The following is a 15,252-nucleotide window of genomic DNA, read 5'->3' as shown; positions in this document are numbered from 1 at the left end:
CGCGCTGCGGCTTACAACTGCCCCTGTGAAGCCCTCCATCCCCGCTGCTGGCACGGCGACCACGCCCACCTCGCTCAAGGTCATGACGGTGAACACCCACAAGGGCTTCACCGCGCTGAATCGCCGGTTCATCCTGCCCGAGCTGCGCGAAGCGGTGCGCACCGTCGGCGCCGACGTGGTGTTCCTGCAAGAAGTGCTCGGGACCCATACCCGCCACTCGCGCAAGATCGACAACTGGCCGGAAGCGCCGCACTATGAATTTCTGGCCGACACCATGTGGCCGCAGTTCGCCTACGGCCGCAACGCGGTGTATCCGCGCGGCCATCACGGCAACGCCGTGCTGTCGAAGTTCCCGATCGTGCACTTCAAGAACCACGACGTGTCGATCGTCGGCCCCGAAAAGCGCGGGCTGCTGCACTGCGTGCTGCGGCTGCCCGGGCGTCCGGTCGATGTGCACGCGATCTGCGCGCACCTGGGCCTGGCCGAAAACCACCGGGTGCAGCAGCTCGAACTGCTCTGCCACATCGTGCGCGACGAGGTCCCGCGCGACGCGCCGCTGATCGTGGCCGGCGACTTCAACGACTGGCGCGGCCGCGCGCACGACATCCTCGAACAGGGCGCGTCGCTGCGCGAGGTTTTCGTGCATGCCCATGGCAGCGCCGCCAGGACCTTTCCCTCGCGCTTTCCTCTTTTGCCGCTGGACCGCATCTACGTGCGCAATGCAGGCGTGCATGCGCCGGTGGTGCTGCCGCGCAAGCCGTGGTCGCACCTGTCCGACCATGCGCCGCTCGTGGCGGAGATCGAGCTCTGACCGCCCAAGGGAACTCTTCCATGGCCCAGCGCTGGACATTTGGCAATCGCGTGGAGCTGCTCGAGAACGGCGAGCAGTTCTTCCCCCGCGTCTTCGAGGCCATCCGCAACGCCGAGCGCGAGGTGATCGTCGAGACCTTCATCCTGTTCGAGGACAAAGTCGGCCTCGCGCTGCACGAGGCCATGCGCGAGGCCGCGCGGCGCGGCGTGAAGGTCGACCTGATGATCGACGGCTTCGGCTCGCCGGACCTGTCCGACGAGTTCACCCAGAGCCTGGCCGACGCGGGGGTGCGGGTGCGCGTGTTCGACCCGGGTCGCCGCTTCCTGGGCCAGCGACTCAACCTCTTTCGCCGCATGCACCGCAAGATCACGGTCATCGACGGGCGGCTGGCCTTTGTGGGCGGGATCAACTTTTCGGCCGACCACCTGATGGATTTCGGGCCCAAGGCCAAGCAGGACTATGCGGTGGAGCTCGAGGGGCCGATCGTCTCCGAGATCCATCGCTTCGTGCTGCACGCGATCGCCGTCGGCAACAAGGGTGCGGGCTGGTTCCGGCGCCGGCTGAAGGCCGCACCCCCGCCGGCCCACGCGGCGGTCGGGGAGTCCGAGGTGCAATTCGTCAGCCGTGACAACCGGCGGCACACCAACGACATCGAGCGCCACTATCTGGCGGCCATCCGCGCCGCCCGGCAGCGCATCGTGATCGCCAATGCCTACTTCTTCCCGGGCTATCGGCTCATCAAGGCATTGCGCCGCGCGGCCCGGCGCGGTGTCGATGTAAACCTGATCCTGCAGGGCGAGCCCGACATGCCGATCGTCAAGGTGGGCGCCAGCATGCTCTACCACCACCTGCTGCACGCCGGCGTGCACATCCACGAGTATTGCCAGCGGCCGCTGCACGGCAAGGTCGCGCGGGTGGACGAGCACTGGAGCACCATCGGCTCCAGCAACCTCGACCCGCTGAGCCTGTCGCTCAACCTGGAGGCCAATGTGATCGTGCGCGACCCCGGCTTCGCCCGCCAGCTCGACGAACGGCTCAACCACCTGATGCATCACCACTGCAAGAAGATCGAGGTGGAGCAGCTCAGCGAATGGAGCGCGTGGCGGCTGGTGCGCAGCTTCTTTGTCTTTCACCTGCTGCGCTGGTACCCGTCGTGGGTGGGCTGGTTGCCGCGCCATGCGCCGCGTCTCCAGCCGCTGGCCGGACAAGGGCCGCACGGGGGCGCGGCGCGAACGGACAACGCATGAGCGGCAGCGCGCGCCCGACCTTGCCCGCCGCGACGCCCGGGCAAGCGCCGAAGCGTGGCTGGTGGCTATGGGCCAGACGTATTGCAACCTGGATCTTTTTCGGCCTGGTGGCCTGGCTGCTGGTGCATCAGGCGCGCACCATCGACTGGACGAAAGTGCTCCAGGCGGTGCTCGATATTCCACTGCCAGCGCTGCTGGCTGCACTGCTGCTTGCCGCGTGCAGCTTCGCGATCTACAGCACCTACGACCTGCTCGGCCGACACATGACGGGTCATCGGCTCGGCACGCGTACGGTGATGGGGATCACCTTCATCAGCTATGCCTTCAACCTCAACCTCGGATCGTTGATCGGCGGCATTGCCTTCCGCTACCGACTCTATTCGCGCCACGGCCTGGGCAACCTCACGATCACGCGTGTGCTCGGTTTCAGCATGCTGACCAACTGGCTCGGCTACCTCGTGGTCGCCGGCGCCGCTTTCTACTTCTGGCCCATGGCGCTGCCGCCCGAGTGGAGGATCGAGGCGGATGGGCTGCGCATCCTCGGCGCGACTCTGCTGGTGCTGGCGCTGGGCTACCTGGTCTTGTGCGCAGTGGCACGGGAGCACATCTGGAATATTCGCGGACACGAGTTGCAGACGCCGGCGCTCGGCATGGCGCTGCTGCAACTGGCCTTGTCTTGCACCAACTGGGCACTGATCGGCGGCGTGATCTGGTTCCTGCTCGAGCAGCAGTTGCCCTATCCACATGTGCTTGCGGTGTTGCTGGTAGCTGCAGTGGCGGGCGTCATCACGCACGTGCCCGCAGGCCTGGGTGTGCTGGAGGCGGTGTTCGTCGCGCTGCTGTACCAGGTGCCGACGGATCGCCTGCTCGGCGCGCTGCTGGCTTATCGGGCCACCTACTATCTGCTGCCGCTGTGCATCGCATCGGTCGCGTATTTCTTGACCGAGGTGCGCGCCCGGCAACGGCGCCGCATCGAGAGGAAGCGCAGACCCTGATGCCAGTGGGGAACTGCTGTAGCTGTATATTCATACAGTGGACACCCAGCAGAAGCTCGCCATCCTCGCCGACGCCGCCAAGTACGACGCCTCGTGTGCCTCCAGCGGCGGCGTGCGCCGCGACTCGGTCGGCGGCCGAGGCATCGGGTCGACCGACGGACACGGCATCTGCCACAGCTTCACGCCGGACGGCCGATGCGTCTCGCTCCTGAAGGTGCTGCTCACCAACTACTGCAGCTTCGACTGCCTCTACTGCGTGAACCGAGTCAGCAGCAACGTGCCTCGCGCCCGCTTCACCATCGACGAAGTCGTGGCGCTGACGCTCGACTTCTATCGCCGCAACTGCATCGAAGGTTTGTTCCTGAGCTCAGGCATCATCCGCAGCCCCGACTACACCATGGAGCAGGTGGTGGAGGTCGCGCGCGTGCTGCGCGAGACGCATGACTTTCGCGGCTACATCCACCTCAAGACCATTCCCGACGCGGCACCCGAGTTGCTGCAGCGCGCAGGGCGCTACGCCGACCGGTTGAGCATCAACATCGAGCTTCCGACCGTGCAAGGACTGGCTTCGCTCGCCCCTGAAAAGAACATCCACGCCATTCGCCGCTCGATGGCCCGGTTGCGCACGCAGATCGACGATGCTCGCGGGGAAGCACGCGAGGCAGCGTCCGCCAAGCCGGCCTCGTTGCCTGGCGGGGCACCCCGGCGCAGCGCGCCCGCTCCGTTCGCGCCGGCCGGGCAGAGCACGCAGATGATCGTCGGCGCCGATGGTGCCGACGACCGGGCCATCCTGGAGTCGAGCGCCAGGCTGTACGGCGCCTACGGCCTGCGCCGCGTGTACTACTCGGCCTTCAGCCCCATCCCCGATGCCTCGCCATCCCTGCCGCTGCAGGCGCCGCCGCTGGTGCGCGAGCACCGCCTCTACCAGGCCGACTGGCTGATGCGCTACTACGGCTTCTCGCACGAGGAGATCGTCCCACCCACGCAAGGCATGCTTCGGCTCGACCTCGATCCCAAGCTGGCGTGGGCGCTCGCGCATCGCGAACGCTTCCCCGTGGACTTGAACCGCGCACCGCGCGAGATGCTGCTGCGCGTGCCCGGCCTCGGCGTCAAGACGGTCGAGCGGCTGCTGGCAACGCGCCGTGTGCGGAGGCTGCGCGGCGAAGACCTGCGCAGGCTGCGCGTGCCGCTTTCGACCGTTATGCCATTCGTCATTACCGAGGACCATCGACCCGGCCGCGGCCTCGACGCGGCCGACATCGCCGCGCGCTTCACGCCGGCGCCGGTCCAGGCCTCGCTGTTTTCCGGCTGAAGGCCTACAACACGGCTGCGTGCCCGTTCTCTAACGTGCTGCATGGCGCATCACCTCGTCACGCTGTCCAGCGAGACCGATTGGCACGGCTTCCGCCGCGAGGCCCGCACCCTGCTGGCGCACCTCGTGCCTCCGGAAGAGGTGAGCTGGTGCACGCCCGGGGCAAGCACCAGCGAGCTGTTCGGCGAGGTCGTGCCCCAGGTGCGCGGCGAACACACCGGTAGCGGCACCTTCGCTGTGCCGGCATCCTTTCTTTCGCTGTGCGAATCCGTGATCCTGCATGCCGATCCGACGCGCTTCGCCCTGCTCTACCTGCTGCTCTGGCGGCTGGTGCACGAGCCCGGGCTGCGCCACGATTCACTGGATCCCGACCGTTTGCGCGCGCGCCGCATGGCACAGGCGGTGCGAAGAGACATGCACCGCATGAAGGCATTCGTCCGATTCCGCACGGTCGGGGACCCGGACGAGGACGCGCCACTGCACGTGGCCTGGTTCGAGCCCGACCACCACGTCGTCGAAGCGGTTGCGCCCTTTTTCCTGCAGCGCTTCACCGGCATGCACTGGGCCATCCTGACGCCCGAGTGCAGCGTGCGCTGGAACGGCAAGGTGCTCGAATGCGGGCCCGGCGCCTCGCGCGACCACATGCCACCGCCCGACGCCGGAGAGCAGCTCTGGCTCACCTATTACCGCCACGTCTTCAATCCGGCACGCCTGAAGCTTGCCACCATGCAGCGGCAGATGCCGCGTGGCTATTGGCCCAACCTGCCCGAAGCCCCATTGATCGATACGCTCGCACGCGACGCTGCATCGCGCAGCGAGCGCATGATCGAGGCGGCGCCAACCCTGCCCATGCGCCGCATTCCCGCCGCTGCACGCAGTCCCAGATCGATGGAGCTTGCCATGGCCGATCACTCCGACCCGCTCGACTATCCCGACCCACCGAAACTGCCCGCGGACCCCGAGCAGGCGCTGGAACTGCTGGGCCAGGCGACGGACCGCTGTCGGGCATGCCCGATCGGCGAACACGCCACTCAGTCGGTGTTCGGCGAAGGCCCGGCCGCCGCCGCGGTGATGGTCGTCGGCGAGCAACCCGGCGACCAGGAGGACCTTCAAGGCAGGCCTTTCGTAGGGCCGGCGGGACGGCTGTTCGACAAGGCCGTGGCTGACCTGGGTTGGTCGCGCGACCAGCTGTATGTGACCAATGCGGTCAAGCACTTCAAGTTCGAATTACGCGGCAAACGCCGCATGCACAAGACACCAGCCCAACGCGAAGTCGCCATCTGCCTGCACTGGCTCGAAAAAGAGATCGACCAAGTGCGCCCGCATGCGCTCATCGCGCTCGGCGCCACGGCAGCGCGCGCCCTGCTCGGGCGACCCGTGCCGGTGATGCGCGAGCGCGGCCAGTGGCACACCGATGCGCGCGGCCTGCCTGTGCTGGTCACGCTGCATCCGTCAGCGCTGCTCAGGGGCGATCCGGAGCAACGCGATTCCGCCTATGCCCAATGGCTGCACGACCTTGCGGTCGCCAACGAGTATCTCGCCGCAGGCAAGCGGCCCGCTCAGAAGCGGTAGAGGTAGCGCACCTTGTAGAAATTTTCACCCGGGTTGGGCTTGCGGATGCCGGCGTTCGAGAAGTGCTGGATCCGCAGCGAAAGCTCGTGCTCCCCGCGCGGGCCGAAATTGCGGCCGATGCCCAATTGCTCGGTGAACTGGAAGCGGGTGCTGAAGCTGCGGTCGGGCGACCGGTAGCGGTCGTTCATCGTGGTGGCACCGAGACCCGCCTCGAAGAACCAGGGCGAAGCGCCCTCCTCGAAGCGAAGACGCCAGCCGGCAATGGCACCCAGCTGCGAGTAGTCGTGATGGCCCCCATTGCGCTCGACATTGGGTGTACGCCACTGGCTGAGGAACAAGTCCGCATAGGACGTGACCTGGGTACCCCAGATCAGGTTCTGCTGTCCCCAGGGCAGGATGGCGCCGACGGTCAGCGATCGCGTGCTGGTGTTGTTGTGCGGCGCGCGGCCGGCTTCGAAATAGAAGGCGGGGGATCCATCCTCAAAGGCGGACGCGCTGACTGAAAGCGACAGGAGACCCGCACACAGCAGAATCTTGGCGCAAGGCGATTTTTTATTGGGCATTCGAATGGGCCAGGGGAGAAACGGAAACGGCGCCTGCCACCGCACCCATGAAGGGGCCGACGTGCGAGGTCGCCGTGACAAGTGAGACTAAATCTTCGCCGAAAACCCGCCGTGCCGCCACGGACTCCCCTTGATGAGCCTATAGTGGGTTTCTGCTTATCGTATGACGTTCATGTCCACCGCCTCCTTCTTCTCCTCCCCTCGGTTCTTCAACCCGTTCATGCTTTGGACGGATGTGGCCTTCAAGACGCACGAGATGCTGCTGTACTCCAGCTCCGTGATCCAGCTGCGCACCGAGCGCATGGCCAGGGCCGGGCTTGCGCCCAGCGACGCGGACGTGGCCGAGATGCAGCTCATGGGCCATGAGAAGCTGGCGGCCGCCACCGAGTCGGGCGCGGCGATTTGCAACCAGCTGCACAGCACCCAGTTCGCGCTCGTCGGCCGCGCCGTGCAGCAATGGCTGGGCGGCGCATTCGCCATGGCTTCGCTGGCCACCAGCACCACGCCAACGCAGGTCTCGACCCACGGCCGGGCGCTCATCGGCGCCGCCACGCGCTCGGCTGCCACCCTGAGCCAGCTGTCGAGCGCCGGCGCTCGTATCGCGCAACGCGGCCTCAAGCCGATCCACGCCAAGGCAAGCGCCAACGCGCGGCGGCTCACACGCTCGCGGCCCTGAACCCGGTCAGGATCGCTCCGGCACCAACCTCAGCAGCGTGATTTCGGACGGCGCGCCGAAGCGCTTGGGCGGACCCCAGTAGCCAGTCCCGCGGCTGGTGTAGACCCACATCTCGCGCAGCCGGTGCAGCCCTGCCGTGAAGGGCTGCTGGAGCGGCACGAACAGGTTCCACGGGAAGAACTGTCCCCCGTGCGTGTGCCCGGAGAGCTGCAGCTGGTAGCCCGCCTCGGCCGCGGCCGGCGCGCTGCGCGGCTGGTGCGCGAGCAGTAGCCGGGTGCGCACCAGCGGCGGCGCGCCGTGCAGGGCGCGCACGGGATCGCTCGCGTGGGCTGCATCGAAATGCACGGCGGTGTAGTCGGTCACGCCGGCCACCAGCAGTGCGCTGTCGAACGCCTCCTCGTCGGTCTGCGCGCCCTTCACATTGCGTGTCTGCAGCACCACGTGCTCGTTGAGCAGCACGCGCAGCCCGAGACGCCGCAGTTCATCGATCCAGGCATGGGCACCGGCGTAGTACTCGTGGTTGCCGGTGACCACGAAGGTGCCGAGGCGCGCACGCAAGCCGGCCAAGGGCGCCACATGCTCGCGCAGTTCGGCGACCGTTCCGTCCACCAGATCGCCGGTGATCGCGACCATGTCGGCGCCCAGCCGGTTGACCGCATCGACGATGCGCTGGATGTATCCGCGCCGGATGGTCGTCCCGACGTGGATGTCGCTGAGCTGGGCGATGGTGAAGCCCTCGAGGCCCGCCGGCAGGTTGCGGATCGGCACGTCCACGCGCACGACACTGGCGGTGCGCCGGGCGTTGAAGAAGCCGATCAGCGAGACCAGGGTCGCCATGAAGGGCACCGCCGCTGCGCTCCAGGCCTGGGCATGCAGGGCGTCGAACGCCCACCCGCCAGCGGCGACGACGATCCAGGTCAGCAGCAGCCCAAGGTCGCGCACCAGGGTCAGGACGAACATCGAGGAAAACCAGCCCATGCTGAGCAGCCCCAGCCACTTCCAGCCGTCGGACAAGGTCGCACGCCCGCCAGCGCTGCGCGCGCGGACGAAGGGCAACGGCATGGTGGCCGCCGACAGCACCAGTGCGGCCACTAGCAATGGCCAGGCACCAGTGAGTACGGCGAGGGCAGGCAACAGCCGCAGGCCGATGTAGACATGCAGCAGTGTGAAGAGGAGCGTAATTGGGCGAAGCGGCATCGAAGCCCTGCACGGTACCAGCAGGAGGCAAGGAGCGCATGTGGGCGCTGCCTCGGCCCCATTCAAGGTACGTGCCAACAATCAAGCGCGTGCGGCAGGAAAGCCGGCAATCCGCTTGGCTTCATTACATGCCCATGTGCCGTTCACGAGTGGGCGCTGACGTCCGTGCCCGGCGGCCAGAGGAACAGCGCCCGGGTCGGGCTGCCGGCGTGGATCTCGACGGTTTGCTTCAGCGTGCGGCCGCCGAGCGTCGCCTCCACTTCGTAGCGGCCTGGGTCGAGGCGCGCCACCATGAAGGGGCCCCGTGCCGTGACCTGCGACAGCACAGCGCGCCCGGCGGCGTCGCGAACCGTCACCGCAACATCGGCCGCGAAGTCCGAACGGCTGCCGTCCTTGACCGCGAACTCGAAGGTCGCAGGCCACCGGGGCGCCACGCTCTCCATCAGCGCAGCCTCGTCGCTGCTGACGCCGCCGCTCATGTATTCGATGCCGTTGGCCATATGGATCGGTGGGTTGTAGGCCGCATGTGCCGACAGTGCACCCAGAAGCGACGCACCACCCAGCGCCAGGGCAGCCGCTGGCCGCCAGAAACAGGTTGTGTTCATAGCCATGTCCTCGATCGGGTTCTGTGAAGCGGAGGCGAAATCGATCGCCCCCACGGCAGCAAATATGGCTCGGCCGCCTTAGATGAAGCTGAACGTCGGGCGGCGGCGCCGTGCCGCGGCCACTGCGTCAGTCGCTGCTGCCGCGCACGGCGGCCTGCTGCTGCGCCATGCGCGGGCCGCCGGCATTGGCGAAATCGACATTGGAAGGCCAGACAAACACGGCCCGCGACGCGACGCCACTGAACACCGTCAAGGCCTGCCGGAGGGTGACCCCGCCCAGGGTGGCGTCGACCTCGTAGGCGCCCGGATCGAGCCGCGCCAGCATGAATGGCGCCCCTGCGACCGCTTCCATGATCGGACGCCCGGTATAGCGCTCACGCACCACCACGGTCACGTCGTCCGGCACGTCACCCGGCTTTGCGCGGTTGACCGAGAACTCCAGTGTGGCGGCCCAACGCGGCGACACCATGCGCATGAACGCCGCCTCCGCGCTGTTCCTGCCGCCGCACATGTACTCGATGCCTTGGGTCAACTGGATCGGCGGGTTCGACGGCAGTGCCTGTGCCGAAGTCCCTGCACCCAGGATGACCATTGCCACCAGGGCCCACCCGAAACGGTTCGGTTTCATCGCTTCTGTCCTCGCTCCAAAAAACGGCATCCAATCGGCCGAAATTCTTGCTTAGCAAAAGTCAGGCTAGGTATAGCGTTTACGCGCAGTGCGGCACCGGCCGGGCCCAAATGCGGGCCTTTTTCTTGCGGCGTTCATAGCATCCCGGCCGCCGTTCTTCTCTCTCCTAGACGTCGATGTTCGCCGCCCGCAGTGCGTTCTGCTCGATGAACTCCCGGCGCGGCTCGACCTCGTCGCCCATCAGCATGGTGAACACGCGGTCGGCCTCGATCGCATCGTCGATTTGGACTCGGAGCAGGCGGCGCACGTTGGGATCCATGGTCGTCTCCCAGAGCTGCGCCGGGTTCATCTCGCCCAGGCCCTTGTAGCGCTGGCGAGAGGTGGCGTTCTCGGCCTGGCCGATCAGCCACCGCATCGCTTCGCGGAAATCGCCGGCCTTCTCTTCCTTGGCCTTCTCGCCTTCTCCCCGGCGGACGACAGCACCCTCGCCGAGCAAATCGCGGAAGGTCTTGGCAGCCTCGGCGAGCGCGGCGTAGTCGGCGCCGTGCACGAAGTCCTGCGTAATCACGCTGCTCTTGATGTTGCCGTGGTGGCGGCGACTGATGCGCAGCAGCGGCTTGTCGGTGCGCGCGTCGAACTCGCTGGCCACCTCGGCCGGCACACCGGTGGCGCTGAGTTCGCGCAGCTTCGCCTGCAGCGCCACGGCCGAGGCCTCTGCCGCAGGCGTGGTGTCCAGGTCGAGCGAGACGCCGTCGGCAATCGCACGCAGCGCCTCGGCGTCGAGGAAGTTGCCGAGGCGCGCGATCACTGCCTCGGCCAACTGGTGCTTGCGGGCCAGTTCGGCCAGCGTCTCGCCGCTGAGCGTCGTCGGCTTGTCGCCGCCGGTCTGGATGCTCGCGTCCTTGAGGGCGACCTTCAGCAAGAAGGCGTCGAGCGCAGGCCCGTCCTTGAGGTACTGCTCCTCCTTGCCGACCTTCACCTTGTAGAGCGGCGGCTGCGCGATGTAGATGTGACCCCGCTCGACCAGCTCGGGCATCTGGCGATAAAAGAAGGTCAGCAGCAACGTGCGGATGTGGGCACCGTCGACGTCGGCGTCCGTCATGATGATGATGCGGTGGTAGCGCAGCTTGGCCACGTTGAAGTCGTCTGCGCCGCCACCGGCGGTGGTCGCGCCCGCGCGGCCGATGCCGGTGCCCAGCGCCGTGATCATGGTCAGGATCTCGTTGCTGGTCAGCAGCTTCTCGTAACGCGCCTTCTCGACGTTGAGAATCTTGCCGCGCAGCGGCAGGATGGCCTGGAACTTCCGGTCTCGCCCCTGCTTGGCGGAGCCGCCGGCGGAGTCACCCTCGACCAGATAGACCTCGCACAGCGCCGGGTCCTTCTCCTGGCAATCGGCCAGCTTGCCCGGCAGGCCCATCCCGTCGAGCACGCCTTTGCGGCGCGTCATCTCGCGCGCCTTGCGAGCCGCCTCGCGCGCACGCGCGGCCTCGACGATCTTGCCGCAGATGATCTTGGCGTCGTTGGGGCGCTCCTGCAGGTAGTCGCCGAGCAGCCGGCCGACGATGTCCTCGACCGGCGCGCGCACCTCGCTGGAAACCAGCTTGTCCTTGGTCTGGCTGGAGAACTTCGGCTCGGGCACCTTCACGCTGAGCACGCAGCACAAGCCCTCGCGCATGTCATCGCCGGTGACCTCGACCTTGGCCTTCTTGGCGAGCTCGTTTTCCTCGATGTACTTGTTGATCACCCGTGTCATTGCGGCGCGAAGGCCGGTCAGATGGGTGCCGCCGTCGCGCTGCGGAATGTTGTTGGTGAAGCACAGCACCTGCTCGTTGTAGCCGCTGTTCCATTGCATCGCGACCTCGACGCCGATGTGCGTGCCGGGGATGCCGCCATAGGTGTCGGCAGGCTTCTCTCCGGCCGCGTAGAACACGTTGGGGTGCAGGATCGTCTTGCCCTTGTTGATGAATTCGACGAAGCCCTTGACGCCTCCGGCCCCGGAGAAGTCGTCTTCCTTGCCGGTGCGCTCGTCCAGCAGCCGGATACGCACGCCGTTGTTCAGGAAGCTCAGCTCGCGCAGCCGCTTGCTGAGGATCTCGTAGTGGAAATCGGCGTTCTCCTTGAAGATCTCGGTGTCGGGCAGGAAGTGCACCTCGGTGCCGCGCTTCTCCGTATCGCCCGTGATCTTCATCGGCGACACCTCGACGCCATTCAGTGTCTCGACGATGCGGTTCTGCACGAAGCCCTTGCTGAACTCGAGGACATGCACCTTGCCCTCGCGCCGCACCGTGAGGCGCAGCATCTTGCTCAGCGCATTCACGCAGCTCACGCCCACGCCGTGCAGCCCGCCCGAGACCTTGTAGCTGTTCTGGTTGAACTTGCCGCCGGCATGCAGTTCGGTCAGCGCGATTTCGGCGGCCGAGCGCTTGGGCTCGTGCTTGTCGTCCATCTTGACGCCGGTCGGGATGCCGCGGCCGTTGTCGACCACCGAGATCGAGTTGTCCGTGTGAATGGTGACGATGATGTCGTCGCAGTAGCCCGCCAGCGCTTCGTCGATGGAGTTGTCGACCACCTCGAAGACCAGGTGATGCAGCCCGGTGCCGTCCGAGGTGTCGCCGATGTACATCCCGGGGCGCTTGCGCACCGCCTCCAGCCCCTCGAGGATCGTGATGGAGCCTTCGCCGTAGGTGTCCACGGCAGCGGGCGTCACTTCGATCGGAATGGCGCTGTCGATTTCAGGGGTGTAGACGGGCTCGGTGTGGGGCGCGTCCGGCTTGTTGTCTTCGCTCATCAGGATCTTTCTCTCTCTCTCTCGGACCGGGTTTTGTTCGTCTCTCAAAGACCAAGCCCGCGGAATGCCGCGGGCGGTCTTCTCGCTCCCTGCCAAACGCCGTCAGATACGCATCGGCATGACGACGTACTTGAATGAAGCGTTCTCTGGGATCGTCATCAGCACCGAGCTGTTGGAATCGGCGAGGTCGAGCTTCACCATGTCCTGGCCCATGTTGGCCAGCGCGTCGATCAGGTAGCTCACGTTGAAGCCGATCTCGATGGCGTCGCCGCCATAGTCGATGTCGAGCTCGTCCTGGGCTTCTTCCTGCTCGGCATTGTTGGAGGCAATGCGCAAGGTCCCGGGCTCGATGTTGAGGCGCACGCCCTTGAACTTCTCGCTGGTCAGGATCGCAGTGCGCTGCAGGCTGGCCAGCAGAGTCGCGCGGCCAAGCGTCACCGAGTTCTTGTGGTTCTTTGGGATCACCCGGTTGTAGTCGGGGAACTTGCCCTCCACGAGCTTGGTGACGAACTCCATGCCCTCGAAGGCGAACTTGGCCTGGTTGTTGGCAAACTGCATCTCGATCGCGCCATCTGCATCCGACAGCAGGCGCTGCATCTCCAGCACTGTCTTGCGCGGGAGGATCACTTCCTGGCGCGGGACTTCGACATCGAGCATCGCGGAAGCGAAAGCCAGGCGATGGCCGTCGGTGGCCACCAGACTCAGCTGCTTGCCTTCGGCCACGAACAGGATCCCGTTCAGGTAGTAGCGGATGTCGTGCACCGCCATCGCGAAGGACACCTGGCTCAGCAGGTCTTTCAGGGTCTTCTGCGGCACGCTGAACACGGGCCCGAAGTTGGCCGACTCCTGCACCAGCGGGAAGTCCTCGGCGGGCAGCGACTGAAGCGTAAAGCGGCTTTTACCGCCCTTGAGCACCAGCTTGCTCGCGCTGGACTCCAGGCTCACGGTCTGGTCGGCTGGCATGGTCCGCAGGATGTCGATCAGCTTGCGCGCGCCCACGGTGGTCGTGAAGTTGCCGTCGTCGCCGCCGAGCTCGGCATGGGTGCGGATCTGGATCTCCAGGTCGCTGGTGGTCAGCTGCAGGCGGGGCCCGGTCTTGCGGATCAGCACGTTGGCCAGGATCGGAAGCGTGTGCCGCCGCTCCACGATGCCCGCCACCGACTGCAGGGCGGCGAGGACTTTGTCTTGTGTAGCCTTCAAAACGATCATGACTTACCTCTTCCTTTATTTCTTTAATTCAAATTAGTAGTAGTAGATAAGGAACGGCCTCCGCTGTGGACAGAGCGGTTTTCCGCTTTGCCGACAGCCACTTGCCGTCGCTGGCAGGCTGTGTGCAGGCGCGCTTCCGTGGTGTCGCGCCAAAGCGCACAAGTTTGGGAAGCGCGACTCGCCTGTGGACAACCGCCTGCTTGTGCCGGAACTTTCCCCAGAGTTGTCCTTTGACAGGTCCCCATGAATCTGCGATGAGCAGGCATGCATCAGCCCTTGAGGGTTTGTTCCAGCACGTGCAACTGCTGGTTGAGCTCGGTGAGCTGTTGGCGCTCGCCGGAGATCTTGCGCACCGCGTGCAGCACCGTCGTGTGATCGCGGCCGCCAAACAGTTCACCGATCTCGGGCAGGCTCTTTTGGGTCAGCTCCTTGGCGAGGTACATCGCTATCTGACGCGGCCGGGCAATCGAGGCCGGCCGCTTTTTCGAATACATGTCGGCGACCTTGATCTTGTAGTAGTCGGCCACCGTTTTCTGGATGTTCTCGACCGAGATCTGCCGGTTCTGGATGGACAGGAGGTCGCGCAACGCCTCGCGTGCCAGGGCGATTGAAATCTCCTTCTGGTTGAAGCGCGAGTAGGCGAGGATCTTGCGCAGCGCGCCTTCGAGCTCGCGCACGTTGGAACGCACGTTCTTGGCCACGAAGAAGGCCACTTCCTCGGGCATTTCGGCGTTCTCGGCGCGCGCCTTGTTGATCAGGATCGCCACGCGCATTTCGAGCTCGGGCGGCTCGATAGCCACCGTGAGCCCCGAATCGAAGCGCGAGACCAGCCGTTCGTGGATATCCGACAGCCCCTTCGGATAGGTGTCGCTGGTCATGACGATGTGCGACTTCTTGGCCAGCAGTGCTTCGAAGGCATTGAAGAATTCTTCTTGCGTGCGGTCCTTGTTGGCGAAGAACTGGACGTCGTCGATCAGCAGCAGGTCGAGCGAGTGATAGCGCTCCTTGAACTCATCGAATGTCTTGCGCTGATAGGCCTTGACCACATCCGACACGAACTGCTCGGCGTGGATGTAGAGAACTTTGGCGTCGGGGCGGTCGGACAGCAGGCGGTTGCCCACTGCATGCATCAGGTGCGTCTTGCCGAGGCCGACGCCGCCGTAGATGAACAACGGGTTGTAAAGATGCCCCGGCATGCCGGCCACGTGCATGGCGGCGGCTCGCGCCATCCGGTTGGCCGTGCCTTCGACCAGCGTCTCGAAGGTCAGGCCGGAGTTGAGTCTGTTCTTGAAGGCGCCGCCCGAGAGGTCCTCCCCCGGGCCGGCCACATCGCGAGGCACATCGGTCTCAACCGTGACCGCCATTGATACAGGCCGCGCAACGATTTCTCGCGGAGCAAGCGCTAACTCGATGATGACTGGCTGGCCGTAGAGCTTCTCGGCCATGGCAGCAATCTTGCCCGCGTACTGAGCCCGGATCCAGTCCAGCTTGAAGCGGTTGGCGACAAAGACGGTGACGCGCGAAAGATCGTCAGCGACCCTCGCGGTCAGGGGCTTGATCCAGGTGTTGAACTGCTGTTCCGACAGTTCCTGCGCGAGCTGGTCGACGCAGGCCTGCCAAAGGCTGTCGCCAATGCCTTCACTCGGCAT

The 15,252-nt window shown here is 65.8% G+C and carries 13 protein-coding genes; 6 read left to right on the top strand and 7 right to left on the bottom strand.

Features of this window, described 5'->3' with window-relative positions; translation table 11 throughout:
* Positions 1–82 precede the first annotated feature (82 nt).
* The 5 genes from E5CHR_RS00065 to E5CHR_RS00045 are packed head-to-tail and all read left to right on the top strand — an operon-like array spanning position 83 to position 5,937.
* Positions 83–811: an endonuclease/exonuclease/phosphatase family protein gene (locus E5CHR_RS00065; RefSeq protein ID WP_162583488.1), complete on the top strand. Its 729-nt coding sequence runs from the start codon at positions 83–85 to the stop codon at positions 809–811.
* 20 nt (positions 812–831) lie between these two features.
* Entirely contained in the window at positions 832–2,058 is a 1,227-nt protein-coding gene (clsB, locus tag E5CHR_RS00060) for a cardiolipin synthase ClsB (RefSeq protein ID WP_162577792.1), read from the top strand.
* Positions 2,055–3,053 carry a lysylphosphatidylglycerol synthase domain-containing protein gene (locus E5CHR_RS00055; protein ID WP_162577791.1) on the top strand — a complete coding sequence of 333 codons (999 nt, stop codon included), beginning with the start codon at positions 2,055–2,057 and terminating at the stop codon, positions 3,051–3,053. Before clsB ends, E5CHR_RS00055 begins: the two co-directional genes overlap by 4 nt.
* 37 nt (positions 3,054–3,090) lie before the next feature.
* Positions 3,091–4,365, top strand: coding sequence for a putative DNA modification/repair radical SAM protein (locus E5CHR_RS00050; RefSeq protein WP_162577790.1), 1,275 nt, complete (start codon positions 3,091–3,093; stop codon positions 4,363–4,365).
* Between the two features lie 42 nt (positions 4,366–4,407).
* Positions 4,408–5,937: a UdgX family uracil-DNA binding protein gene (locus E5CHR_RS00045; RefSeq protein ID WP_162577789.1), complete on the top strand. Its 1,530-nt coding sequence runs from the start codon at positions 4,408–4,410 to the stop codon at positions 5,935–5,937.
* Here the strand turns inward: E5CHR_RS00045 and E5CHR_RS00040 are convergent.
* Positions 5,925–6,500 carry an acyloxyacyl hydrolase gene (locus E5CHR_RS00040; protein WP_162577788.1) on the bottom strand — a complete coding sequence of 192 codons (576 nt, stop codon included), beginning with the start codon at positions 6,498–6,500 and terminating at the stop codon, positions 5,925–5,927. The genes E5CHR_RS00045 and E5CHR_RS00040 overlap by 13 nt on opposite strands.
* A 172-nt stretch (positions 6,501–6,672) precedes the next feature.
* On the opposite strand from E5CHR_RS00040, the gene E5CHR_RS00035 reads away from it, so the two are divergent.
* Positions 6,673–7,176, top strand: coding sequence for a polyhydroxyalkanoate granule-associated phasin (locus E5CHR_RS00035; protein ID WP_162577787.1), 504 nt, complete (start codon positions 6,673–6,675; stop codon positions 7,174–7,176).
* Between the two features lie 6 nt (positions 7,177–7,182).
* Here the strand turns inward: E5CHR_RS00035 and E5CHR_RS00030 are convergent, their stop codons facing one another.
* From E5CHR_RS00030 to dnaA, 6 genes are all read right to left on the bottom strand, one after another.
* Positions 7,183–8,373 carry a metallophosphoesterase gene (locus tag E5CHR_RS00030; protein ID WP_162577786.1) on the bottom strand — a complete coding sequence of 397 codons (1,191 nt, stop codon included), beginning with the start codon at positions 8,371–8,373 and terminating at the stop codon, positions 7,183–7,185.
* 143 nt (positions 8,374–8,516) lie between these two features.
* The gene (locus E5CHR_RS00025) at positions 8,517–8,978 is read right to left on the bottom strand and encodes a carboxypeptidase-like regulatory domain-containing protein (RefSeq protein ID WP_162577785.1); all 462 of its coding nucleotides are present in this window, start codon (positions 8,976–8,978) and stop codon (positions 8,517–8,519) included.
* A 127-nt stretch (positions 8,979–9,105) separates the two neighbouring features.
* On the bottom strand, positions 9,106–9,606 hold the full coding sequence (locus E5CHR_RS00020; protein WP_162577784.1) for a hypothetical protein: 501 nt from the start codon (positions 9,604–9,606) through the stop codon (positions 9,106–9,108).
* A gap of 166 nt (positions 9,607–9,772) precedes the next feature.
* A complete protein-coding gene (gene gyrB, locus E5CHR_RS00015) occupies positions 9,773–12,394 on the bottom strand; it encodes a DNA topoisomerase (ATP-hydrolyzing) subunit B (RefSeq protein ID WP_443083051.1) in 2,622 nt (873 codons plus the stop codon).
* A 102-nt stretch (positions 12,395–12,496) separates the two neighbouring features.
* Entirely contained in the window at positions 12,497–13,603 is a 1,107-nt protein-coding gene (gene dnaN / locus E5CHR_RS00010) for a DNA polymerase III subunit beta (RefSeq protein ID WP_162577783.1), read from the bottom strand.
* Between the two features lie 269 nt (positions 13,604–13,872).
* Positions 13,873–15,252 carry a chromosomal replication initiator protein DnaA gene (gene dnaA / locus E5CHR_RS00005; RefSeq protein ID WP_162577782.1) on the bottom strand — a complete coding sequence of 460 codons (1,380 nt, stop codon included), beginning with the start codon at positions 15,250–15,252 and terminating at the stop codon, positions 13,873–13,875.

It is taken from the genome of Variovorax sp. PBS-H4, from assembly GCF_901827205.1.
GTDB lineage: Bacteria > Pseudomonadota > Gammaproteobacteria > Burkholderiales > Burkholderiaceae_C > Variovorax.
This window is presented reverse-complemented; position numbering and strand designations above follow the sequence as displayed.

Coding starts and splice junctions, on each gene's coding strand:
- E5CHR_RS00065 (WP_162583488.1), top strand. CDS start 83: ATGACGGTGAACACCCACAAGGGCTTCACCGCGCTGAATCGCCGGTTC.
- clsB (WP_162577792.1), top strand. CDS start 832: ATGGCCCAGCGCTGGACATTTGGCAATCGCGTGGAGCTGCTCGAGAAC.
- E5CHR_RS00055 (WP_162577791.1), top strand. CDS start 2,055: ATGAGCGGCAGCGCGCGCCCGACCTTGCCCGCCGCGACGCCCGGGCAA.
- E5CHR_RS00045 (WP_162577789.1), top strand. CDS start 4,408: ATGGCGCATCACCTCGTCACGCTGTCCAGCGAGACCGATTGGCACGGC.
- E5CHR_RS00040 (WP_162577788.1), bottom strand. CDS start 6,500: ATGCCCAATAAAAAATCGCCTTGCGCCAAGATTCTGCTGTGTGCGGGT.
- E5CHR_RS00035 (WP_162577787.1), top strand. CDS start 6,673: ATGTCCACCGCCTCCTTCTTCTCCTCCCCTCGGTTCTTCAACCCGTTC.
- E5CHR_RS00030 (WP_162577786.1), bottom strand. CDS start 8,373: ATGCCGCTTCGCCCAATTACGCTCCTCTTCACACTGCTGCATGTCTAC.
- E5CHR_RS00025 (WP_162577785.1), bottom strand. CDS start 8,978: ATGAACACAACCTGTTTCTGGCGGCCAGCGGCTGCCCTGGCGCTGGGT.
- E5CHR_RS00020 (WP_162577784.1), bottom strand. CDS start 9,606: ATGAAACCGAACCGTTTCGGGTGGGCCCTGGTGGCAATGGTCATCCTG.
- gyrB (WP_443083051.1), bottom strand. CDS start 12,394: ATGAGCGAAGACAACAAGCCGGACGCGCCCCACACCGAGCCCGTCTAC.
- dnaN (WP_162577783.1), bottom strand. CDS start 13,603: ATGATCGTTTTGAAGGCTACACAAGACAAAGTCCTCGCCGCCCTGCAG.
- dnaA (WP_162577782.1), bottom strand. CDS start 15,252: ATGCCGAGTGAAGGCATTGGCGACAGCCTTTGGCAGGCCTGCGTCGAC.